Here is a 17,448-nt window from a genome sequence, read left to right as displayed (position 1 = left end):
TAACCATGACCATTTTTCAATTTCCACAAGATTTTCGATGGGGGACAGCAACAGCTTCCTATCAAATAGAAGGAGCTGCACAGGAAGGTGGACGCGGGGTATCCATCTGGGATACATTTGCTCGCACACCTGGCAAAGTATTTAACGGAGACAATGGGGATGTCGCATGTGACAGTTACCACCGGTATGAGGAAGACATCGAACTGATGAAGAAACTCGGGATTAATACGTACCGGTTCTCCATTGCATGGCCGCGCATTATTCCTGACGGAGATGGAGAGATCAATCGGGAAGGACTGGACTTCTACCATCGCTTCGTGGATGCATTGATAGAGGCGGGTATTGAACCGTTCCTCACCCTGTATCACTGGGACCTTCCACAAACGCTGGAGGATGACGGTGGCTGGGGCAACCGCAGAACTGTAGACGCTTTTGTGAAATATGCCGAGGTGATTTTCAAGGAATTCTCGGGCAAGATCAACTTTTGGCTAACGTTTAATGAACCCTGGTGTATCGCATTCCTGTCGAACCTTCTTGGGATTCATGCGCCAGGAAACAAAGACCTGCAAACATCAATTAATGTAGCACATGGATTGCTGGTTGCTCATGGTAAAGCCGTTCAATCGTTCCGTCGCCTGGGAACAACCGGTCAGATTGGTATCGCTCCGAACGTGTGCTGGGCTGAGCCGTACAGCAAATCTCCTGAAGACCAGGCAGCGTGTGATCGATCCATTGCGCTTAATACCGATTGGTTCCTAGACCCGATCTACAAAGGCACGTATCCGCAATTTATGGTGGACTGGTTCGCAGAAGCAGGAGCTACGGTGCCAATCCAGGAAGGCGATATGGAGATTATCTCGCAACCAATCGATCTGCTCGGCATTAACTATTACACGATGGGAATTAATCGCTTCAATCCGGAAGCGGGTGTTCTTCAATCGGAAGAAGTTGATATGGGCTTGACCAAGACAGATATCGGCTGGCCGGTGGAATCACGCGGTTTGTATGAATTCATGCATTACTTGCAAAAGTACGGCAATGTGGATGTATATATCACGGAGAATGGTGCTTGTATTAATGATGATTTGGAGAATGGCAAAATTAACGATGATCGCCGGATTTCATATTATGAGCAGCATTTGGCCCAAATCCACCGCATCATTAATGACGGTATTAACCTGAAAGGGTACATGGCATGGTCATTAATGGACAATTTCGAATGGGCAGAAGGCTACCGGATGCGCTTCGGTCTCGTTCATGTCGATTATCGTTCACTTGTAAGAACACCGAAGGAGAGTTATTACTGGTATCAGAATGTCATTAAGAATAATTGGCTGGAGACAAGGAACTAAGGGGGTCCCCAATAAATGTAAAAGTATTTTTAAGGGGAAATCAGGTTCGCATTATACATGGATACCTTATTAATGAAGAAAAAGACGGTAACATTGGAGTATTCCAATGCACCGTCTTTTTTGTATTTTTACAGTTATCAAAGAGTAGTTCATAAAGGTTTCATAAGGTCAAGTAGAGTTCCTGTTATGAAAAGACGATTTTTGGGTTATAAGAAGTATGAGTAAATTGAATAATGTTTTGTCAACAGTTGAAAATAAAATAAAGTGTCCAAATTGCGAATAAAATTTGAACATTTGTTGACTAAAATTCATACTGATGTGGTATATTGGTATAAGGAAAGCACTTACAAAAAGGGAAAAGGAAGTGTTTACTATGGCATCGAAGACAGCAATGGTCAGCCAATTGGAGCGCAAAGACAAAAATATGCGGCGCGCCGTCTTGACGATGACAGTTCTGGCATGGGTCGCACTCATTACGGGAGTGGTCATGTGTCTGATCAATTTGAATGATTTTAATGATCGTAATCTTGGCTTGATGGTCGGTATTGGATTCCTTGTAGGTAGTGTGTTTATTTACGTAATTGCCAAAGCAATTGGCCTTGTTCATACACGCCGGGAAGACGAAGGCGCCGATTGATTATAATCCTGCGTTAATTCGTTCATAATAAGACTGGATAAGTACCCGGAATCCAGTCAATAAAGCCCTTTGCGGATTCGTTGACACTGATCAACGGGACTGCAAAGGGTTTTATTTTGTGACTTGATGTGTAAAGATTACAATGTACAAATATCAACCGTGCAAGCGATTTGTGAGAAAAAATTCACACATTTAAGGTGTAAAATCGACAAATTTGTTAACAAGAACAAAAAAGTTGTTCATTTCTGATATCTTTAGTAGGAAGAGAGTAGTATACTGATTTTTCAGTATGAGCGAATTTAAGGAGAGGGGATCAAAATGAACAAGAAACCTAGGTCGCTAATCCGGATTATCATTCCGGTTGTCCTGACGTTGGTTACAATTGCATTGATTGTCTGGCCAATGCTGGCAGGCGGACAATACGTTGTTCTGGATCCGAAGGGGCCAATTGGCGCTTCGCAGAGAGATTTGATTGTCATCTCGACAATTTTGTGTGCTGTCATCATTGTGCCAGTACTCATTTTGTCTGCCGTAATCGTATGGCGTTACCGCGACAAGCCGGATAACAAAGCTGCTTATGAGCCTAACTGGTCTCATAGTACGAAGGCGGAGGCAATCTGGTGGACGGTTCCAATTATTATTATTGGACTGCTTGCCATTGTTACTATTCGTTACACGTATGATCTGGAGCCTTCGAAGCCGTTGGCTCACGAGAAAGCACCAATTACCATCCAAGTGTCTTCACTGGATTGGAAATGGTTGTTTATGTATCCTGAGCAAGGGATTGCAACGGTCAACACGCTGAATATTCCGGCAGACCGGCCCGTGAAATTTGAACTCACTGCGGATTCACCGATGAACTCATTCTGGATTCCGCAACTTGGAGGACAGATTTATACGATGTCGGGTATGGCGATGACCTTGTATCTGCAAGCAGATCATGAAGGCAAGTACTGGGGTTCAGGCGCTAACTTCACAGGTGAGCATTTTGGAGAAATGCGTTTTGATGTGAATGCTACATCGGACGAAGATTTTGACAAGTGGGTCGCTGAAGTGAAACAGAATTCTCAGGAATTGACTACAGAGGGTTACGCTGCACTGGCTGAACCAGGAACAAGCAATGTAGCTTATTATTCTGCCTTCCCAGAAGGATTGTTCCAAAATATTGTGACCAAGTATGTTGTCGATGGTCAAAGTGCTCACAGTAAGCATGGAAGTTCAAGTGAAGCTTCTGGAGCCATTCAAAGTCAAACAGATGTGTCCAATCAAGATGAGGACAAGAGTGCTAACTAAAGATTCGAAAGGAGGCCCCCAATGTTAGAGAGACTTAAAGAGTTCGCATCGGAGTTTTTCGTAACTGGCGACCCGCTGATCTATGGAGCAGACGTGGCCATCGGTATTACGATGATAACTATCGTAACGGTGCTGACTTATTTCAAAAAATGGGGCTGGCTCTGGCGTAACTGGTTAACTACCGTCGATCATAAAAAGATCGGTATTATGTATATCATTGCTTCCATTATCATGTTGTTCCGTGGTGGTGTGGATGCATTGATGATGCGTCTGCAGCTGGCTATGCCTAACATGGATTTCTTACATCCTGAACATTATAATCAGGTCTTTACAACTCACGGCACGATCATGATCCTGTTCATGGCGATGCCATTCATGTTTGGTTTATTTAACGTTATCGTGCCATTACAGATCGGAGCAAGGGACGTTGCCTTCCCGTTTCTGAATGCATTAAGCTTCTGGTTATTCTTCCTGGGAGCAATGCTGTTTAACCTGTCCTTCGTTATCGGTGGTTCACCGGATGCAGGATGGCTGAGTTATCCACCTCTATCGGAGCTGTCACACAGTCCGGGGGTCGGACAGAACTTCTATATATGGGGTATACAGATATCGGGTATCGGTTCCCTGGCTACCGGTATCAACTTCCTGGTTACCATCATTAAAATGCGTGCGCCAGGTATGAGATGGATGAAAATGCCGATGTTCACATGGTCGGTATTCTCCACATGTATCATTATCTTGTTTGCTTTCCCGATCTTGACTGTGACACTTGCATTGCTATTCCTCGACAGGTTTGCCGGGGCGCATTTCTTCACACTTGATCTGGGCGGTAACCCAATGATGTATATCAACTTGATCTGGATGTGGGGTCACCCTGAGGTATACATTGTCGTCTTGCCGGCATTCGGTGTGTTCTCCGAGATTGTAAGTACCTTCTCGCGGAAAAAACTGTTTGGTTACAAGTCAATGGTATTTGCAATGTTAATCATCAGCTTCCTGTCCTTCTTCACATGGGCGCATCACTTCTTCACGATGGGTTCAGGAGCGGACGTGAATGCATTCTTCGCCGTAACTACGATGTTGATTGCTATTCCAACAGGGGTTAAGATATTTAACTGGCTGTTTACCATGTATCGAGGAAGGATTCGCATGGCGACTCCGATGATGTGGACACTTGCCTTTATCCCGTGCTTTATTGTCGGGGGTATGACAGGCGTTCTGTTATCCGTTGCTCCTGCTGACTTCCAGTTCCATAACAGTTACTTCCTGATTGCCCACTTCCACCAAGTATTGATCGGTGGCGTTGTCTTCGGATACTTCGCTGGTCTGTATTACTGGTGGCCTAAAATGTTCGGTTTCCAACTCGAAGAGAAACTGGGCAAATGGGCATTCTGGACTTGGAATATTGGTTTCTATGTCTGCTTCATGCCGCAGTACGCTGTCGGTCTGATGGGTATGACACGTCGTCTGAGCACATACGGCTGGGACACTGGCTGGTGGGAATTGAACTTCGTATCCACAATCGGGGCATTCCTGATGGGTGTCGGATTCTTGTTCCAAGTTGCACAAATTGCAGACGGTATTCGCAAATACAAAACACTTAAAGCTTCCGGCGATCCATGGGATGGTCGTACGCTCGAGTGGTCGATTCCTTCACCAGCTCCAGAGTACAACTTCGCTGTTACACCGCGCGGAGATGATATTGATGAGTGGTGGGAAGAGAAAGAACGTCGTGCGAAAGGCATTCATCCGCCTGAGCCTGTATATGAACCAATTCATATGCCGAAGAATTCTTCGATTCCGTTCATTATGTCTGTCTTCTGGTTTGTAGCCGGCTTTGGCTTCGTATTCGGATGGCTGTGGATGGCGATTCTCGGACTTGCTGGCGTAGGCATCTGTATGATCGCCCGTTCATTCTCTTACGATACGGATTATTACATTCCGGTCGACGAAATTAAGCGTACCGAAGCGTCGTTAAGGGGGTCGGTATAGATGGCTCAAGCAGCCGCTAAGCACGGTGAGAATCATGCGCATGGTCATGACCATGGCCACCATGATCCACAGGAAATGAAAATTCTCGGTTTCTGGTTCTTCCTGATTTCCGACGTTATCTTGTTCTCCGTATTGTTCGCAACCTTCATTGTGTTGCGTGACAATTCGGCGGGCGGACCGATTTTGTCCGAACTGATCAAAATGCCTGGCGTTATCGCCGAGACATTTATCTTGCTCACGAGTTCATTTACGAGCGGACTTGCCGTTCTGGCAATGAACCAGGGTAAAGTGAAACAATTGATTAACTGGCTGATTGTTACAGCTGTTCTGGGTGCAAGCTTTATCGCCCTGGAGGTTTATGAGTTTATTGAGATGGTTCACGAAGGATTCAGCTACACGACGAGTGCAGCTTCGGGTGCATTCTTCACCCTCGTGGGTACTCACGGACTTCACGTATCGCTTGGTCTGATCTGGATGATCGGACTCATGTTCCAACTGAAAAAACGTGGGATTACCGACGTTACTCGTGGTAAGATCAACGTTATCAGCTTGTACTGGCACTTCTTGGACGTCGTATGGATCTTCCTCCTGTCGATCGTCTATCTCATGGGGGTGATGTAGATGGCAGAGCACAACTCACATGATTCCCACGGCCATGAACAACATGGCTCACTGAAGTCTTATGTCATCGGCTTCATTCTGTCCGTCGTACTGACAATCATTCCACTTGTGGTGGTTCTGAACGACATGATGGGCAAAACAGGAACACTTATTGTGATTCTGGGTACAGCAGCACTTCAGTTTGTGGTTCAACTCTTCTTCTTCATGCATATTCGTGAAACAGAAAAACCACGCTGGAATGTAATGGCACTTATATTCGGATTGCTGATTATGATGACCATCGTAATTGGTTCGATCTGGATCATGCTTAACAACGCTGTTGCACATTAATATGTGAATCAAAGAAGATCTCCCGGTCTGTGATACAGACTGGGGAGATCTTTTTTTGTTCTTATTAAGAAATAAACATCGTTAATTATTAATGAAATAAATCATTTTAAAAATAAAGGTACACAAAAGATACATAATGAACTAAAATGAACTTATATGAACATGTTCAAACTCAATTCCAACTAATTTAAATGACGAAAGGAATGGATTAATAATGGAAAATCGTTATGCTGCACATCCCAATGAAGTGAAAACGTATGATACATCTCGCCTGCGTGAGGAATTTTTGATGGAGCAACTGTTTGCAACCGATGAATTGGTAACAGTATATTCTCATGTGGATCGTTATATTGTGGGAACGGCTGTACCTGAGAGCAAAGACATTACCCTTGAAGTGAACCTGAAGGATATCGGAACGAACTTTTTCCTGGAGCGTCGTGAAATCGGTATCATTAATGTAGGTGGTCATGGAACAGTAACAGCGGATGGCCAAGGTTATGAGATTGGAGCAAAGGAATGTCTCTATATCGGTAGAGGTGTGAAAGAAGTTGTGTTCACGAGCAGTGACAAGGCTCAACCTGCACAATTCTATTTTGTATCCACACCGGCTCACCATACCTATCCAACAGTAAAAGCAACACAAGAGCAGGCTCAGCCGAATCATCTGGGCAGCATCGAAACTTCCAATGAGCGTACGATCTATCGTTACATTCACCAAGGAGAAGGTGGAATTCAGAGTTGTCAGCTGGTAATGGGTATTACTGAACTCGACAAGGGTAACATGTGGAATACCATGCCTGCACATACCCATAACCGCCGTTCCGAAGTATACTTGTACTGGAATCTGCCTGAGGATGGCGTTGTATTCCACATGATGGGTGAGCCAAACGAAACGCGGCATCTGGTTGTACGCGACCGTCAGGCGATCATCTCCCCAAGCTGGTCCATTCACAGTGGTGTGGGTACGAGCAATTACACCTTCTGTTGGGCGATGGCTGGTGAGAACCAGACGTTCGAAGATATGGACGGCGTAGCGATGAAAGACCTGAAATAATAAATTACAGATGTCTGAGTTAAATTGACAGGGTAGACACTATAACGGAGGGGACAGAAAGGACCAGAAGAAGCGAAGCGTGCGCCTTTATCACCAGATTTCTCCCTTTAAATAAGGGATCAAAGGAAATATGGGGATAAGAGTGATCGGAAGGTTTTCTGTACCCGAAGTGTAAGTGTGAAACTGCCATTTGACTCAGGTGGTATAGGAAGTTGATCAGGATGAATCCATTGAAAAGACATGAAAAAATTATGGAGGCTCTGCTGGAGCGCCAGGAAGTAACCGTCAGTGATCTGAGTGAGCTGTTGCAGGTGACTGGGAAAACAGTGCGAGAGGATCTCGACAAGTTGGAAAGTATGGGTCTGCTCGTACGTGTTCATGGAGGTGCTATGCTGGCTCAGAATGACCAGTATGGCATCTTGAACAGCCGGGGAGTTACCGAGAAACATCAATCGGAGAAAACGGAGATTGCTGAACGGGCCCTTGCTTACATTCGACCTGGCGATATCGTTGCTCTCGATGGCGGAAGCACCACGTTGGAGATGGCTAAACGTCTCGACAATCAGCCGCTGACGGTGGTGACCAACGACTTGTTCATTATTGCGGAGCTTACCAAGAAGGAGCAAGTACGACTGGTTGTGCCTGGCGGGGCTCGTGTACGGAATATGCTCGTGGGGGATGACACGGCTGCATTTATCTCCGGTCTTAACATTCATAAAGCCTTTATATCCACGACAGCACTTCATCCGGAATTTGGTTTATCCATATACACGGGAGATCTGGTTCCCTTGAAAAAAGCAATGATATCTGCCTCCCAGCAGGTATATGGTGTTGTGGATCATTATAAATTCGGACAATTTGCACTGCGAACTTTCGCCCAGTGTTCGGAACTGGAATATATTATCAGTGATCATCGTTTGGATGAAGAGACAGTTGCCTTATACGAGCAGAGCGGTGTCACAGTGGATTATCAAAGTTAACCTCATTCATGATTCATGGGATTAAAGAACGAAGGATCTATGGATTGCATATCAAAACCATGCGGAGGAATCATTCATGAACCCATTTGATTTAAGCGGACAAGTTGCAATGGTAACAGGTACTTCGGGAGGACTTGGACAAGGGATGGCCATTGGTTTGGCGGAAGCAGGCGCTGATGTGGTGCTGGTCTCTTATTCCAAACCTGCCGAAACGGCAAGTGCCATTGAAGCACTCGGACGCAAAGCTTATGTGATTGAAGCGGATTTAAGTCGTGAAGATGAGTTGGCGGCTGTGTTCGAACAGGCGCTTGCGTTCCAAGGCAGAATTGATATTCTCGTCAACAATGCGGGAATCATTCGCCGCACACCTGCGGCTGATCATGCAGGGAAGGACTGGCATGATGTCATTGGTCTGAACCTGAACACGGTATTTTTCCTAAGCCAATTGGCTGGCAGACATATGATTGAACGCGGAAGCGGCAAAATCATTAATATTGCATCCATGTTGTCCTATCAAGGTGGGATTAACGTGCCAGGGTACACAGCCAGCAAACATGGTGTTGCCGGTTTAACCAAAGCACTCGCCAACGAATGGGCAGGGAAGGGAATCCAGATTAACGGTATCGCACCTGGTTATATGGAAACCGATAATACTACTCAGATCCGTGCGGACGAGAATCGTTACCGGGATATTACAGCCCGTATTCCTGCGGGGCGTTGGGGAACACCGGAAGATCTAAAAGGCCCGGTTGTCTTTCTGGCATCTGCCGCTTCGGATTATCTGAATGGTCATGTGCTGAATGTCGATGGTGGCTGGATGGCACGTTAATCGCTTGATCATCGGATTAGCATAAGGAGGCAGTGAGATGAAACTTGGTATTCTGGCACATACATTTGGTAAACAGCCTACAGCACAGCTCGCGCAGACCATTGCAGATAACGGATTCAACTCTGTACAGCTGGCACTTGCCAAAGCATTATCCGATGTGGACTCATCGAATGGCAAGCTGAGCCCCGGTCTGGCGAATGAGATTGGAGATCAATTTGCACAGCGCGGAGTGAAGATTGCGGTACTGGGCTGTTATATTAATCCGATTGACCCTGATCCGGTAAGCCGCCGTGCGGATATTGATCGATTCAAGGAACATCTGCGTTATGCCCGGGATTTCGGTTGCAGCATGGTCGCAACGGAGACCGGAAGCTTGGACACCTATCAGGATACGCATCCGGATGGATATGAAGAGAAGGCGTGGAGTGTGCTGAAAGAAACGGTTGAGGAGTTGGCCGAGGAAGCGGAGAAATGGGGCGTGCATGCAGCGATTGAGCCTGTGTCCACACATACCCTTCATACTCATGAACATATGACACGTTTGTTTGAAGAGATTCCTTCATCCAATCTGGGAATGCTGTTCGACCCGTGTAATCTGATCAAACAACCACATGCAGCAGATCAAGGAGCTTTCTTGCGCGAGGTGATGGAATCGCTATATCAGCGCATGATTGTGATCCATGCCAAGGATGTCGCCTTCGATGCACAGGGAGAGAAGTTTAATCCGGTACCTGGGGCAGGCATACTGGATTACCCGTTATTTTTTGAATTGCTAAAAACGTATAAGCCGCATATCGATATTTCACTTGAAGGTGTAACTGCGGAGCAAGCTGTGCCTGCGGCCAAACATTTGCGTGAAGTATGGGATGCAGTTCGAGTCTAAAAGACAGTCGGTTTGAAAAGTGATGCAGCGCATCTTCATCAGCAGCCGAAAAACCTTTGCGAGGGCAAAGGTTTTTTTGGTATAGAAATGATAATATACATATTTAATATTTCTCATCGGAAAAATCGGAAATAAGTCTTTTCAAATGCGACATCTTGTGAGAGAATATGGAAAACATACACCACCATGTCAAGACATCATGAACTTATAGAACGTATATATCAAGGGAGGATTCAGATTTATGTCAAACGAACGTGAGCTTTCATTTGAAACATTGGCAATTCATGCAGGTCAGGAGATTGATCCAACTACCAACGCACGAGCAGTTCCCTTGTATCAGACAACATCCTATGGCTTCAAGGACACTGAGCATGCAGCTAATCTGTTTGGTTTGAAAGAGTTTGGCAACATCTATACCCGTCTGATGAATCCAACCACTGACGTATTTGAGCAACGGATTGCTGCGTTGGAAGGCGGAGCTGGGGCGCTGGCTACTGCTTCTGGTCAAGCAGCCATTACGTTTTCGCTTCTGAATATTGCCGGTGCAGGCGATGAGATCGTGTCTTCGGCGAGTTTGTATGGAGGTACATACAATCTGTTCTCGACAACTTTGCCGAAACTGGGTCTGGACGTGAAATTTGTGGATTCCAGTGATCCTGAGAATTTCCGGGCAGCGATTACGGAGAAAACGAAAGCACTGTATGCCGAAACGATCGGTAATCCAAAGGGGAATGTACTGGATATTGAAGCGGTGGCAGCGATCGCTCATGAACATGGCATTCCATTGATCGTGGATAATACGTTCCCGAGCCCGTACCTTCTTCGTCCAATCGAACATGGAGCAGATATTGTCGTTCACTCTGCAACGAAATTCATTGGCGGTCATGGTACATCCATTGGTGGCGTTATCGTGGATAGCGGAAAATATGACTGGAAAGCAAGCGGCAAGTTCCCTGGTTTGACGGAGCCGGACGCCAGTTATAACGGTGTTGTATATACGGAAGCAGTTGGACCGATTGCTTATATTATTAAAGCTCGTGTACAACTTCTCCGTGACTTGGGTGCAACGATCTCTCCATTTAACTCCTGGTTGTTGCTGCAGGGACTGGAGACATTACATCTGCGCGTAGAGCGCCATAGTAGCAACGCCCTTGCGGTTGCGGAATTCCTCGAGAAACATGAGGATGTGTCCTGGGTAAGTTATGCGGGTCTGCCAAGCCACGATTCTTACGAGCTTGCCCAGAAGTATCTGCCAAGAGGGCAGGGCGCCATTCTGACCTTTGGAATCAAAGGTGGTGCGGAAGCGGGTCGTAAATTGATTGAAAATGTTAAACTGTTCTCTCACCTTGCAAACGTGGGCGATTCCAAGTCACTGATCATTCACCCGGCAAGTACGACTCACGCGCAGTTGACTGAAGATGAACAAACTGCCGCAGGGGTTAATCCGGAGTTGATTCGTCTGTCTATTGGCACAGAGAACATTCAAGACATTATTCATGATCTGGAGCAAGCGATCAAAGCAAGTCAGGGAGCAGGTGTAGGCGCATAAATGGTATGGGGTGGATGTGAAACATTCACTTAAAGCGATATACTATAAAATTGGTCAAACGCCTATCAATAGATGCTTTAAGCCGCTGTCTTTATGGAGAGCGGTTTTTTGTCTTTTTGAATATGCATGTAGGAGTAAAAGTAACCGTCCGAAAAATACCCATTTACAAATGAGGATTACAGGCATATACTGATTAAAAGTTGTATTGGGTAAAAATAATTGCATATGTACAAAAATGATTATCATTCTCATTCGAGATGATTGCAAAACCATTCACAAAACCATGCTGCTGCGGGATTCCCGCAGCAGCATGTGTCATTTTTAGGGCATTAACAATGGCTCTCATTCTCAATACAACTTCATTTCTGGGAGCGGAATAGGCAGACTCGTCATCCGCAAATCTAACATTCGAAAGGATTGTGATTTATATGCAAGCGATACATCAACCTCTACACAGACAGAAACCAACAGAACAACGCTCGTCCCAAACACCTGGCCCCAATCGCGGCAAAAAGCCTGATTTTCGAGCCATGGTACAGAATAAAGAGATGCAATCTGCATTGGGCAGCGGGCTTTTAATGCTGATTGCCTGGGGAACTGCACCGTATTTTGGTACCTTATCCATCATGCTCTACATTGTGGCGTATGCCGTGGGGGGGTGGACCAAGGCGAAGGAAGGCATCGAGACACTGGTCAAGGACCGTGATCTAGATGTAAATCTGCTGATGATTGCCGCATCTCTTGGGGCAGCAGCTATTGGTTACTGGAATGAAGGCGCGATGCTGATCTTTATTTTTGCACTCAGTGGTGCGTTGGAAAGTTATGCGACAGAGCGCAGTCATAAGGATATCTCATCGTTGCTCGCGCTGAAGCCGGAGACAGCACTGCGTATTGAGGATGGACAGATGAACCTTGTGGCTATTGATGATCTCCAGCCAGGTGATCTGCTGTTGGTGAAACCGGGAGAACTCATACCAGCAGATGGGGTCGTGTACCGGGGGAGTTCTTTTATCAATCAATCGTCCATCACCGGAGAATCCCTACCTGTGGACAAAGTTGCGGGGGATGAGGTCTATGCAGGTACGGTAAACGGGGAGGGCGCCTTATACGTAGAGGTCACCAAATCGGCTGAAGGGTCACTGTTCGGAAAAATCATTAAAATGGTGGAAGAAGCGCAGGCAGAAGTGCCGGATTCCCAGCGTTTTATGGAGCGGTTTGAAGGGATATACGCACGCATTGTTGTAGGGGTGACTTTACTTGTGATTGCAGGAACTCCACTGCTGCTTGGCTGGACATGGAACGAGGCATTTTATAAAGCGATGGTATTTCTGGTTGTTGCATCACCTTGTGCATTGGTGTCTTCGATCATGCCTGTCATGTTGTCCGCGATGTCCAGCAGTGCGCGCCGTGGCATTCTCTTCAAGGGTGGTGCCCATATGGAGAATATGGCACGCACGCAGGTCGTTGCTTTTGACAAAACAGGTACATTGACCATGGGCACCCCGCAAGTTACAGATATTATTACTGCTGAAAAGATAGATCGCGCCCAGCTGTTAGCTGCGGTAGCAGCGATTGAGAACATCTCCATGCACCCCCTGGCTCGTGCGATCGTAGATCAGGCGAACAAGGAGAACCTTACACTTCAGGAAGCGGAGCATGTACAGTCCCTAACGGGTTGGGGTATCGAAGGAACGGTAAACGATGTGCTCTGGCGTATTGGCAAAACAAATGTAATGGAATCGATGCAGTCAGAGAAGATGAAGGATGATAACGTTGATGGTTCAGATAAACAAGGTGTTAACCGTGTGAAGGTATCTACAGCGTGGAACGAAGTACGCTCCCGTCTTGAGGGGGAGGGAAAAACGGTATCCGTTGTTATGGCTGATGGTGAAATGGCTGGGCTGATCGCCATGCGGGATACGGTACGCCCTCAGGCAGCAGCTGCAGTGAGAAGGCTTGAAGCGATGGGGGTTAAAGTTGCGATGTTAACAGGCGATCGAGCCAAATCAGCCTCTGTAATTGCACGTGAAACGGGGGTAAGCATGGTCTATGCAGACTTACTGCCAGAAGATAAAGTGAAGCAGGTCCAAATGCTCCGCAAACAGTATGGTCCAGTGCTAATGGTGGGAGATGGTGTCAATGATGCTCCGGCACTTGCAGCAGCGACTGTGGGTATGGGAATGGGATTGTCCGGCAGTGGAACTGCATTGGAGGTTGCTGATGCGGTGCTGATGAACGACAATATCGAAGAGATCGCTTGGGTGATTGGGCAGGCGCGCCGAGCACAGCGTACGGTAAAGCAGAATATGTTTTTTGCCATCACCGTTATTCTGGCCTTAATTGCAGGTAACTTCCTCCAAGACGTCGCATTGCCTCTCGGTGTGGTAGGTCATGAAGGCAGTACAATTCTGGTTATCCTGAATGGACTTAGGCTGCTACGTTAATCGGATTTGGAGATGAAAATGATTCATTGGTTTTGCTGGTTGTATACGACTGGTTGAACGGCTCACGTTTGAACCTTGGGTCAACGGGTAATGATTCGAAGAGAAAGTTGCAATCATTCGAGGACAAAGGGAGCTGTGAAATATGGGACGTTATGTACAAGTGGAACCGAATGTAAAAGTATATGTTGAAGATATCGGTGAAGGCACTCCGGTTGTCTTTTTGCACGGCTGGCCTGTTAATTATAAAATGTTTGAATATCAATTGAACGTACTTCCGAACCATGGCATTCGTGCCATTGCGATAGATTTTAGAGGATACGGCTTATCAGATAAGCCTTCCACCGGATATGATTATGATCGGATGGCAGACGATGTTCGTGCTGTTATCGATGATTTGGAGCTGAAAGACGCGGTACTCGCAGGGTTCTCCATGGGTGGAGCGATTGCAGTACATTACATGGCCAGACATAAGGGACATGGTGTCTCCAAGCTGGCCTTGTTATCTGCGGCAGCTCCTGTGTTCACACAGCGCGAAGGTTATCCGTATGGATTGACTCCAGAGCAGCTGAACGAGCAGATCATTGAGCCGATTTTTGCAGATCGTCCGAAGTTGCTGGAGACATTTGGCGGCATGTTCTTCGCGAAAGAACACAGCCAGCCATTCATGGATTGGTTCCACGCGCTTGGTATGGAGGCTTCATCTTATGGTACCATTCGCAGTGCAATTGCCCTGCGGGATGAGGATCTACGAGGTGACCTGAGTTCAATTCAGGTGCCGACGGCCATTTTGCACGGGAAAAAGGATGAGATCTGTCCGTTCGAATTCGCAGAGCAGATGCATAAAGGCATCGCTTCGTCTCAATTGATTGCTTTTGAAGAGAGTGGTCATGGTGCTTTCTATGATGAATTGGAAAAATTCAATTCGGAATTGATTCGTTTCATTCAATCCTGATCAGAAGAGGGCATCATGCTCCTTACAACCTATCCCATTAATTTCATGGAATCTTCATTTGTGGCTAAAAAAAAGAACCCGGTCGACAGCTTTAGGCGCTGTTCGCTCGGGTTCTTTTTTCTGTACTGTAAGAGTCTTAAACAAGGTTTAACGTGCATAGTAAGTATACATTCTTCAATTAAAACAGTTCGGTCAGACCGATCATCGTGATGAGTCCGAGTAAAAACGAGATAGTTGCCACTCGTGCATTGCCGTCGCCGTGACTTTCGGGAATGAGCTCTTTATACACAATGAACATCATCGCACCGGCTGCAAATGCCAGACCATAAGGGACAAGGCCGGATACGAGACTGCTTAATGTATAACCAATCATCGCTGTAATAATCTCTACTGCTCCGGTGAGGGTGGCAATGCCCAGTGCTTTGAAGCGGCCAATATTCTGGTTCACTAGAAAGAGGGCGACCAGGAATCCCTCCGGCGCATTCTGCAATCCGATGGAGAAGGCAATAAGATTGCCCAGGTTCTCATCCGAGCTTGCGTAGCTGACACCAACTGATAACCCCTCTGGCAGGTTATGCATGGTAATAGCCGCAATAATCATAAAAGCTTTGGCTTCAATTTTGAAAGGCATTTTCTCGGGATTCTCCAGATCGACGTGTGGAATCTTCATCTCGAGCACCAGTAGCACCAGGCTACCAAGCATAATACCAAATGCGAGTACAAAGAGATTCGATTGGCCGAGCGCTTCCGGAATGAGATTATAAACCGAGGCTGAGGTCATAATACCTGCAGCGTATGCCAGCAAGATATCACGCAGACGGTGCGATATTTTGCGCATAAATAGAATCGGTACGGCCCCTAGGCCGGTAGACATGGCTGATATAATACTGCCAATGAGTGCATCGTTCATGCTTCCATTTTCCCTCCTGATGAAGACTTCTTCATAATCGCTGCCGAGCATTGACACCGTACATAAAAGAGATCATAATGAACAACAGATTAGAATGATTATAAATTAGAATTCCGTTTCTGCATAGGATTATTGTCATTACGCAGGCAGGTCTTGTGGACATGATCTAGGCTTTTCGTTCTAGTGTATGCAAAAGCAACAGCTTTTGATGCCGGAGGGACTAACCTTTTTGCAGAACCCGGGGGAGGAACTATACATGTATAAATCAATTATTATTGGAACAGGCCCTGCAGGGCTGACAGCAGCAATCTATCTGGCACGTGCCAACTTGAACCCGCTCGTTATTGAAGGTCCACAACCTGGTGGCCAACTGACAACAACGACGGAAGTGGAGAACTTCCCAGGTTTCCCTGATGGCATCATGGGTCCTGAACTGATGGACAACATGCGTAAACAAGCTGAGCGTTTCGGTGCAGAATTCCGCACAGGCTGGGTGAACAACATCGACATGAGCGAGCGTCCATTCAAGATTCAAGTTGAAGGTATGGGGGAACTCGTATCCGAAACATTGATCCTGTCTACAGGCGCATCTGCTAAATACCTGGGTATCCCTGGTGAAGAAACGAATGTGGGCCGCGGTGTCAGCACATGTGCAACATGTGATGGATTCTTCTTCCGTAACAAAGAGATCATCGTTATCGGCGGTGGTGACTCTGCTCTTGAGGAAGCAAGCTTCCTGTCCCGTTTCGGTTCCAAAGTAACGCTGGTACACCGTCGTGAAGAACTGCGTGGCTCCAAAATCATGCAGGATCGTGCACGCAGCAACGAAAAAGTAGAAATGGCTTTGAATCGTACACCACTTGAAGTCCTTGCTGGTGACAACGGCGTAACAGGTCTGAAAGTATTGAACAACGAAACAGGTGTAGAAGAAGTGATTCCGGCAAGCGGCGTATTCGTAGCTATCGGTCACACACCAAACACTGGTTTCCTTGGCGGACAGATCACTACGGACGAACATGGATATATCCTGACTACACCAGGTACATCCGAGACAAACATCCCAGGCGTATTCGCATGTGGTGACGTGCAGGATACACGTTACAAACAAGCAATCACAGCTGCAGGTAGCGGATGTATGGCTGCTATGGACACCGAGAAATACATTGAAAGCTTGGAGCACAGCGCAGTTGTTCTGTAATAGAATGAGCTGATTCCACTGATTTCAACCAAACGATAGAATAATATAAACCATATGAGGTGAATTAAACATGGAAAACGTAATTGTATATACATCAACGAACTGCCCGAACTGCAAATCCGTAAAAACATTCCTGGCTGACAAAGGGATCTCTTATGAAGAGCGCAACATCGAAACTAGCGATGAATTTGCACAACAAGTGTGGGACATGGGTGTACGTGCCGTGCCATTGACTGTCATTGGTGAACACCGCATTCTGGGTATGAACAAAACGCAATTTGCCAAAGTATTGGACGCTTAAATTACGCTGATCATCTGGAACATGATGTGTTGAAGAACGTTTCAATTCATATGAAATTCCGGTTTTCGCGAGCCGTTAGGATATAGAAAGAACCGTACCCCGAAGGGTACGGTTTTTTGTGCG

General features: G+C 46.4%; 16 protein-coding genes. 15 read left to right on the top strand and 1 reads right to left on the bottom strand.

The window, feature by feature from the left end; genetic code table 11:
* The first annotated feature begins 5 nt into the window (after positions 1 to 5).
* From MKY85_RS25600 to MKY85_RS25540, 13 genes are all read left to right on the top strand, one after another.
* The gene (locus tag MKY85_RS25600) at positions 6 to 1,352 is read left to right on the top strand and encodes a GH1 family beta-glucosidase (RefSeq protein ID WP_339257447.1); all 1,347 of its coding nucleotides are present in this window, start codon (positions 6 to 8) and stop codon (positions 1,350 to 1,352) included.
* Positions 1,353 to 1,725: 373 nt separating this feature from the next.
* The gene (locus MKY85_RS25595) at positions 1,726 to 1,989 is read left to right on the top strand and encodes a hypothetical protein (protein ID WP_091038518.1); all 264 of its coding nucleotides are present in this window, start codon (positions 1,726 to 1,728) and stop codon (positions 1,987 to 1,989) included.
* Positions 1,990 to 2,307: 318 nt separating this feature from the next.
* Positions 2,308 to 3,282 carry a ubiquinol oxidase subunit II gene (gene cyoA / locus MKY85_RS25590; protein ID WP_339237801.1) on the top strand — a complete coding sequence of 325 codons (975 nt, stop codon included), beginning with the start codon at positions 2,308 to 2,310 and terminating at the stop codon, positions 3,280 to 3,282.
* A gap of 21 nt (positions 3,283 to 3,303) precedes the next feature.
* Positions 3,304 to 5,274: a cbb3-type cytochrome c oxidase subunit I gene (locus MKY85_RS25585; protein ID WP_124118137.1), complete on the top strand. Its 1,971-nt coding sequence runs from the start codon at positions 3,304 to 3,306 to the stop codon at positions 5,272 to 5,274.
* Positions 5,275 to 5,895, top strand: coding sequence for a cytochrome o ubiquinol oxidase subunit III (gene cyoC, locus MKY85_RS25580; protein WP_253440979.1), 621 nt, complete (start codon positions 5,275 to 5,277; stop codon positions 5,893 to 5,895).
* Positions 5,896 to 6,225, top strand: coding sequence for a cytochrome o ubiquinol oxidase subunit IV (gene cyoD, locus MKY85_RS25575; protein ID WP_091019256.1), 330 nt, complete (start codon positions 5,896 to 5,898; stop codon positions 6,223 to 6,225).
* A 214-nt stretch (positions 6,226 to 6,439) separates the two neighbouring features.
* Positions 6,440 to 7,279, top strand: a complete 840-nt coding sequence (gene kduI, locus MKY85_RS25570; RefSeq protein ID WP_036606918.1) for a 5-dehydro-4-deoxy-D-glucuronate isomerase — start codon at positions 6,440 to 6,442, stop codon at positions 7,277 to 7,279.
* 221 nt (positions 7,280 to 7,500) lie between these two features.
* Positions 7,501 to 8,259 (top strand): DeoR/GlpR family DNA-binding transcription regulator, encoded by a 759-nt coding sequence (locus MKY85_RS25565; protein WP_342571080.1) that lies wholly within the window; start codon positions 7,501 to 7,503, stop codon positions 8,257 to 8,259.
* A gap of 76 nt (positions 8,260 to 8,335) precedes the next feature.
* Positions 8,336 to 9,088, top strand: a complete 753-nt coding sequence (gene kduD / locus MKY85_RS25560; protein ID WP_339237795.1) for a 2-dehydro-3-deoxy-D-gluconate 5-dehydrogenase KduD — start codon at positions 8,336 to 8,338, stop codon at positions 9,086 to 9,088.
* Positions 9,089 to 9,125: 37 nt separating this feature from the next.
* Complete coding sequence (locus MKY85_RS25555; protein ID WP_339237793.1) at positions 9,126 to 9,971, top strand: sugar phosphate isomerase/epimerase; 846 nt, start codon at positions 9,126 to 9,128, stop codon at positions 9,969 to 9,971.
* A 241-nt stretch (positions 9,972 to 10,212) separates the two neighbouring features.
* Entirely contained in the window at positions 10,213 to 11,520 is a 1,308-nt protein-coding gene (locus tag MKY85_RS25550; RefSeq protein WP_342571079.1) for a homocysteine synthase, read from the top strand.
* A 428-nt stretch (positions 11,521 to 11,948) separates the two neighbouring features.
* On the top strand, positions 11,949 to 13,964 hold the full coding sequence (locus MKY85_RS25545) for a heavy metal translocating P-type ATPase (RefSeq protein ID WP_342571078.1): 2,016 nt from the start codon (positions 11,949 to 11,951) through the stop codon (positions 13,962 to 13,964).
* Positions 13,965 to 14,106: 142 nt separating this feature from the next.
* Entirely contained in the window at positions 14,107 to 14,916 is an 810-nt protein-coding gene (locus MKY85_RS25540; RefSeq protein WP_342571077.1) for an alpha/beta hydrolase, read from the top strand.
* 178 nt (positions 14,917 to 15,094) lie between these two features.
* On the opposite strand, the gene MKY85_RS25535 is transcribed toward MKY85_RS25540, so the two are convergent.
* Complete coding sequence (locus MKY85_RS25535) at positions 15,095 to 15,826, bottom strand: ZIP family metal transporter (protein WP_253440965.1); 732 nt, start codon at positions 15,824 to 15,826, stop codon at positions 15,095 to 15,097.
* Between the two features lie 256 nt (positions 15,827 to 16,082).
* Between MKY85_RS25535 and trxB the strand changes: the two genes are divergently transcribed.
* Complete coding sequence (gene trxB / locus MKY85_RS25530; protein ID WP_105601888.1) at positions 16,083 to 17,024, top strand: thioredoxin-disulfide reductase; 942 nt, start codon at positions 16,083 to 16,085, stop codon at positions 17,022 to 17,024.
* A gap of 70 nt (positions 17,025 to 17,094) precedes the next feature.
* The gene (locus MKY85_RS25525) at positions 17,095 to 17,325 is read left to right on the top strand and encodes a glutaredoxin family protein (RefSeq protein ID WP_339237784.1); all 231 of its coding nucleotides are present in this window, start codon (positions 17,095 to 17,097) and stop codon (positions 17,323 to 17,325) included.
* Positions 17,326 to 17,448: the final 123 nt, after the last annotated feature.

Source organism: Paenibacillus sp. FSL R5-0749 (genome assembly GCF_038595085.1).
GTDB lineage: Bacteria > Bacillota > Bacilli > Paenibacillales > Paenibacillaceae > Paenibacillus.
This window is presented reverse-complemented; position numbering and strand designations above follow the sequence as displayed.

What these genes read in the sequence shown, in the direction of transcription:
- MKY85_RS25525 (WP_339237784.1), top strand. Translation starts at nt 17,095, where the DNA reads ATGGAAAACGTAATTGTATATACATCAACGAACTGCCCGAACTGCAAA.
- MKY85_RS25540 (WP_342571077.1), top strand. Translation starts at nt 14,107, where the DNA reads ATGGGACGTTATGTACAAGTGGAACCGAATGTAAAAGTATATGTTGAA.
- cyoC (WP_253440979.1), top strand. Translation starts at nt 5,275, where the DNA reads ATGGCTCAAGCAGCCGCTAAGCACGGTGAGAATCATGCGCATGGTCAT.
- MKY85_RS25535 (WP_253440965.1), bottom strand. Translation starts at nt 15,826, where the DNA reads ATGAACGATGCACTCATTGGCAGTATTATATCAGCCATGTCTACCGGC.
- MKY85_RS25545 (WP_342571078.1), top strand. Translation starts at nt 11,949, where the DNA reads ATGCAAGCGATACATCAACCTCTACACAGACAGAAACCAACAGAACAA.
- MKY85_RS25550 (WP_342571079.1), top strand. Translation starts at nt 10,213, where the DNA reads ATGTCAAACGAACGTGAGCTTTCATTTGAAACATTGGCAATTCATGCA.
- trxB (WP_105601888.1), top strand. Translation starts at nt 16,083, where the DNA reads ATGTATAAATCAATTATTATTGGAACAGGCCCTGCAGGGCTGACAGCA.
- cyoA (WP_339237801.1), top strand. Translation starts at nt 2,308, where the DNA reads ATGAACAAGAAACCTAGGTCGCTAATCCGGATTATCATTCCGGTTGTC.
- kduI (WP_036606918.1), top strand. Translation starts at nt 6,440, where the DNA reads ATGGAAAATCGTTATGCTGCACATCCCAATGAAGTGAAAACGTATGAT.
- MKY85_RS25585 (WP_124118137.1), top strand. Translation starts at nt 3,304, where the DNA reads ATGTTAGAGAGACTTAAAGAGTTCGCATCGGAGTTTTTCGTAACTGGC.
- MKY85_RS25595 (WP_091038518.1), top strand. Translation starts at nt 1,726, where the DNA reads ATGGCATCGAAGACAGCAATGGTCAGCCAATTGGAGCGCAAAGACAAA.
- MKY85_RS25565 (WP_342571080.1), top strand. Translation starts at nt 7,501, where the DNA reads ATGAATCCATTGAAAAGACATGAAAAAATTATGGAGGCTCTGCTGGAG.
- MKY85_RS25600 (WP_339257447.1), top strand. Translation starts at nt 6, where the DNA reads ATGACCATTTTTCAATTTCCACAAGATTTTCGATGGGGGACAGCAACA.
- MKY85_RS25555 (WP_339237793.1), top strand. Translation starts at nt 9,126, where the DNA reads ATGAAACTTGGTATTCTGGCACATACATTTGGTAAACAGCCTACAGCA.
- kduD (WP_339237795.1), top strand. Translation starts at nt 8,336, where the DNA reads ATGAACCCATTTGATTTAAGCGGACAAGTTGCAATGGTAACAGGTACT.
- cyoD (WP_091019256.1), top strand. Translation starts at nt 5,896, where the DNA reads ATGGCAGAGCACAACTCACATGATTCCCACGGCCATGAACAACATGGC.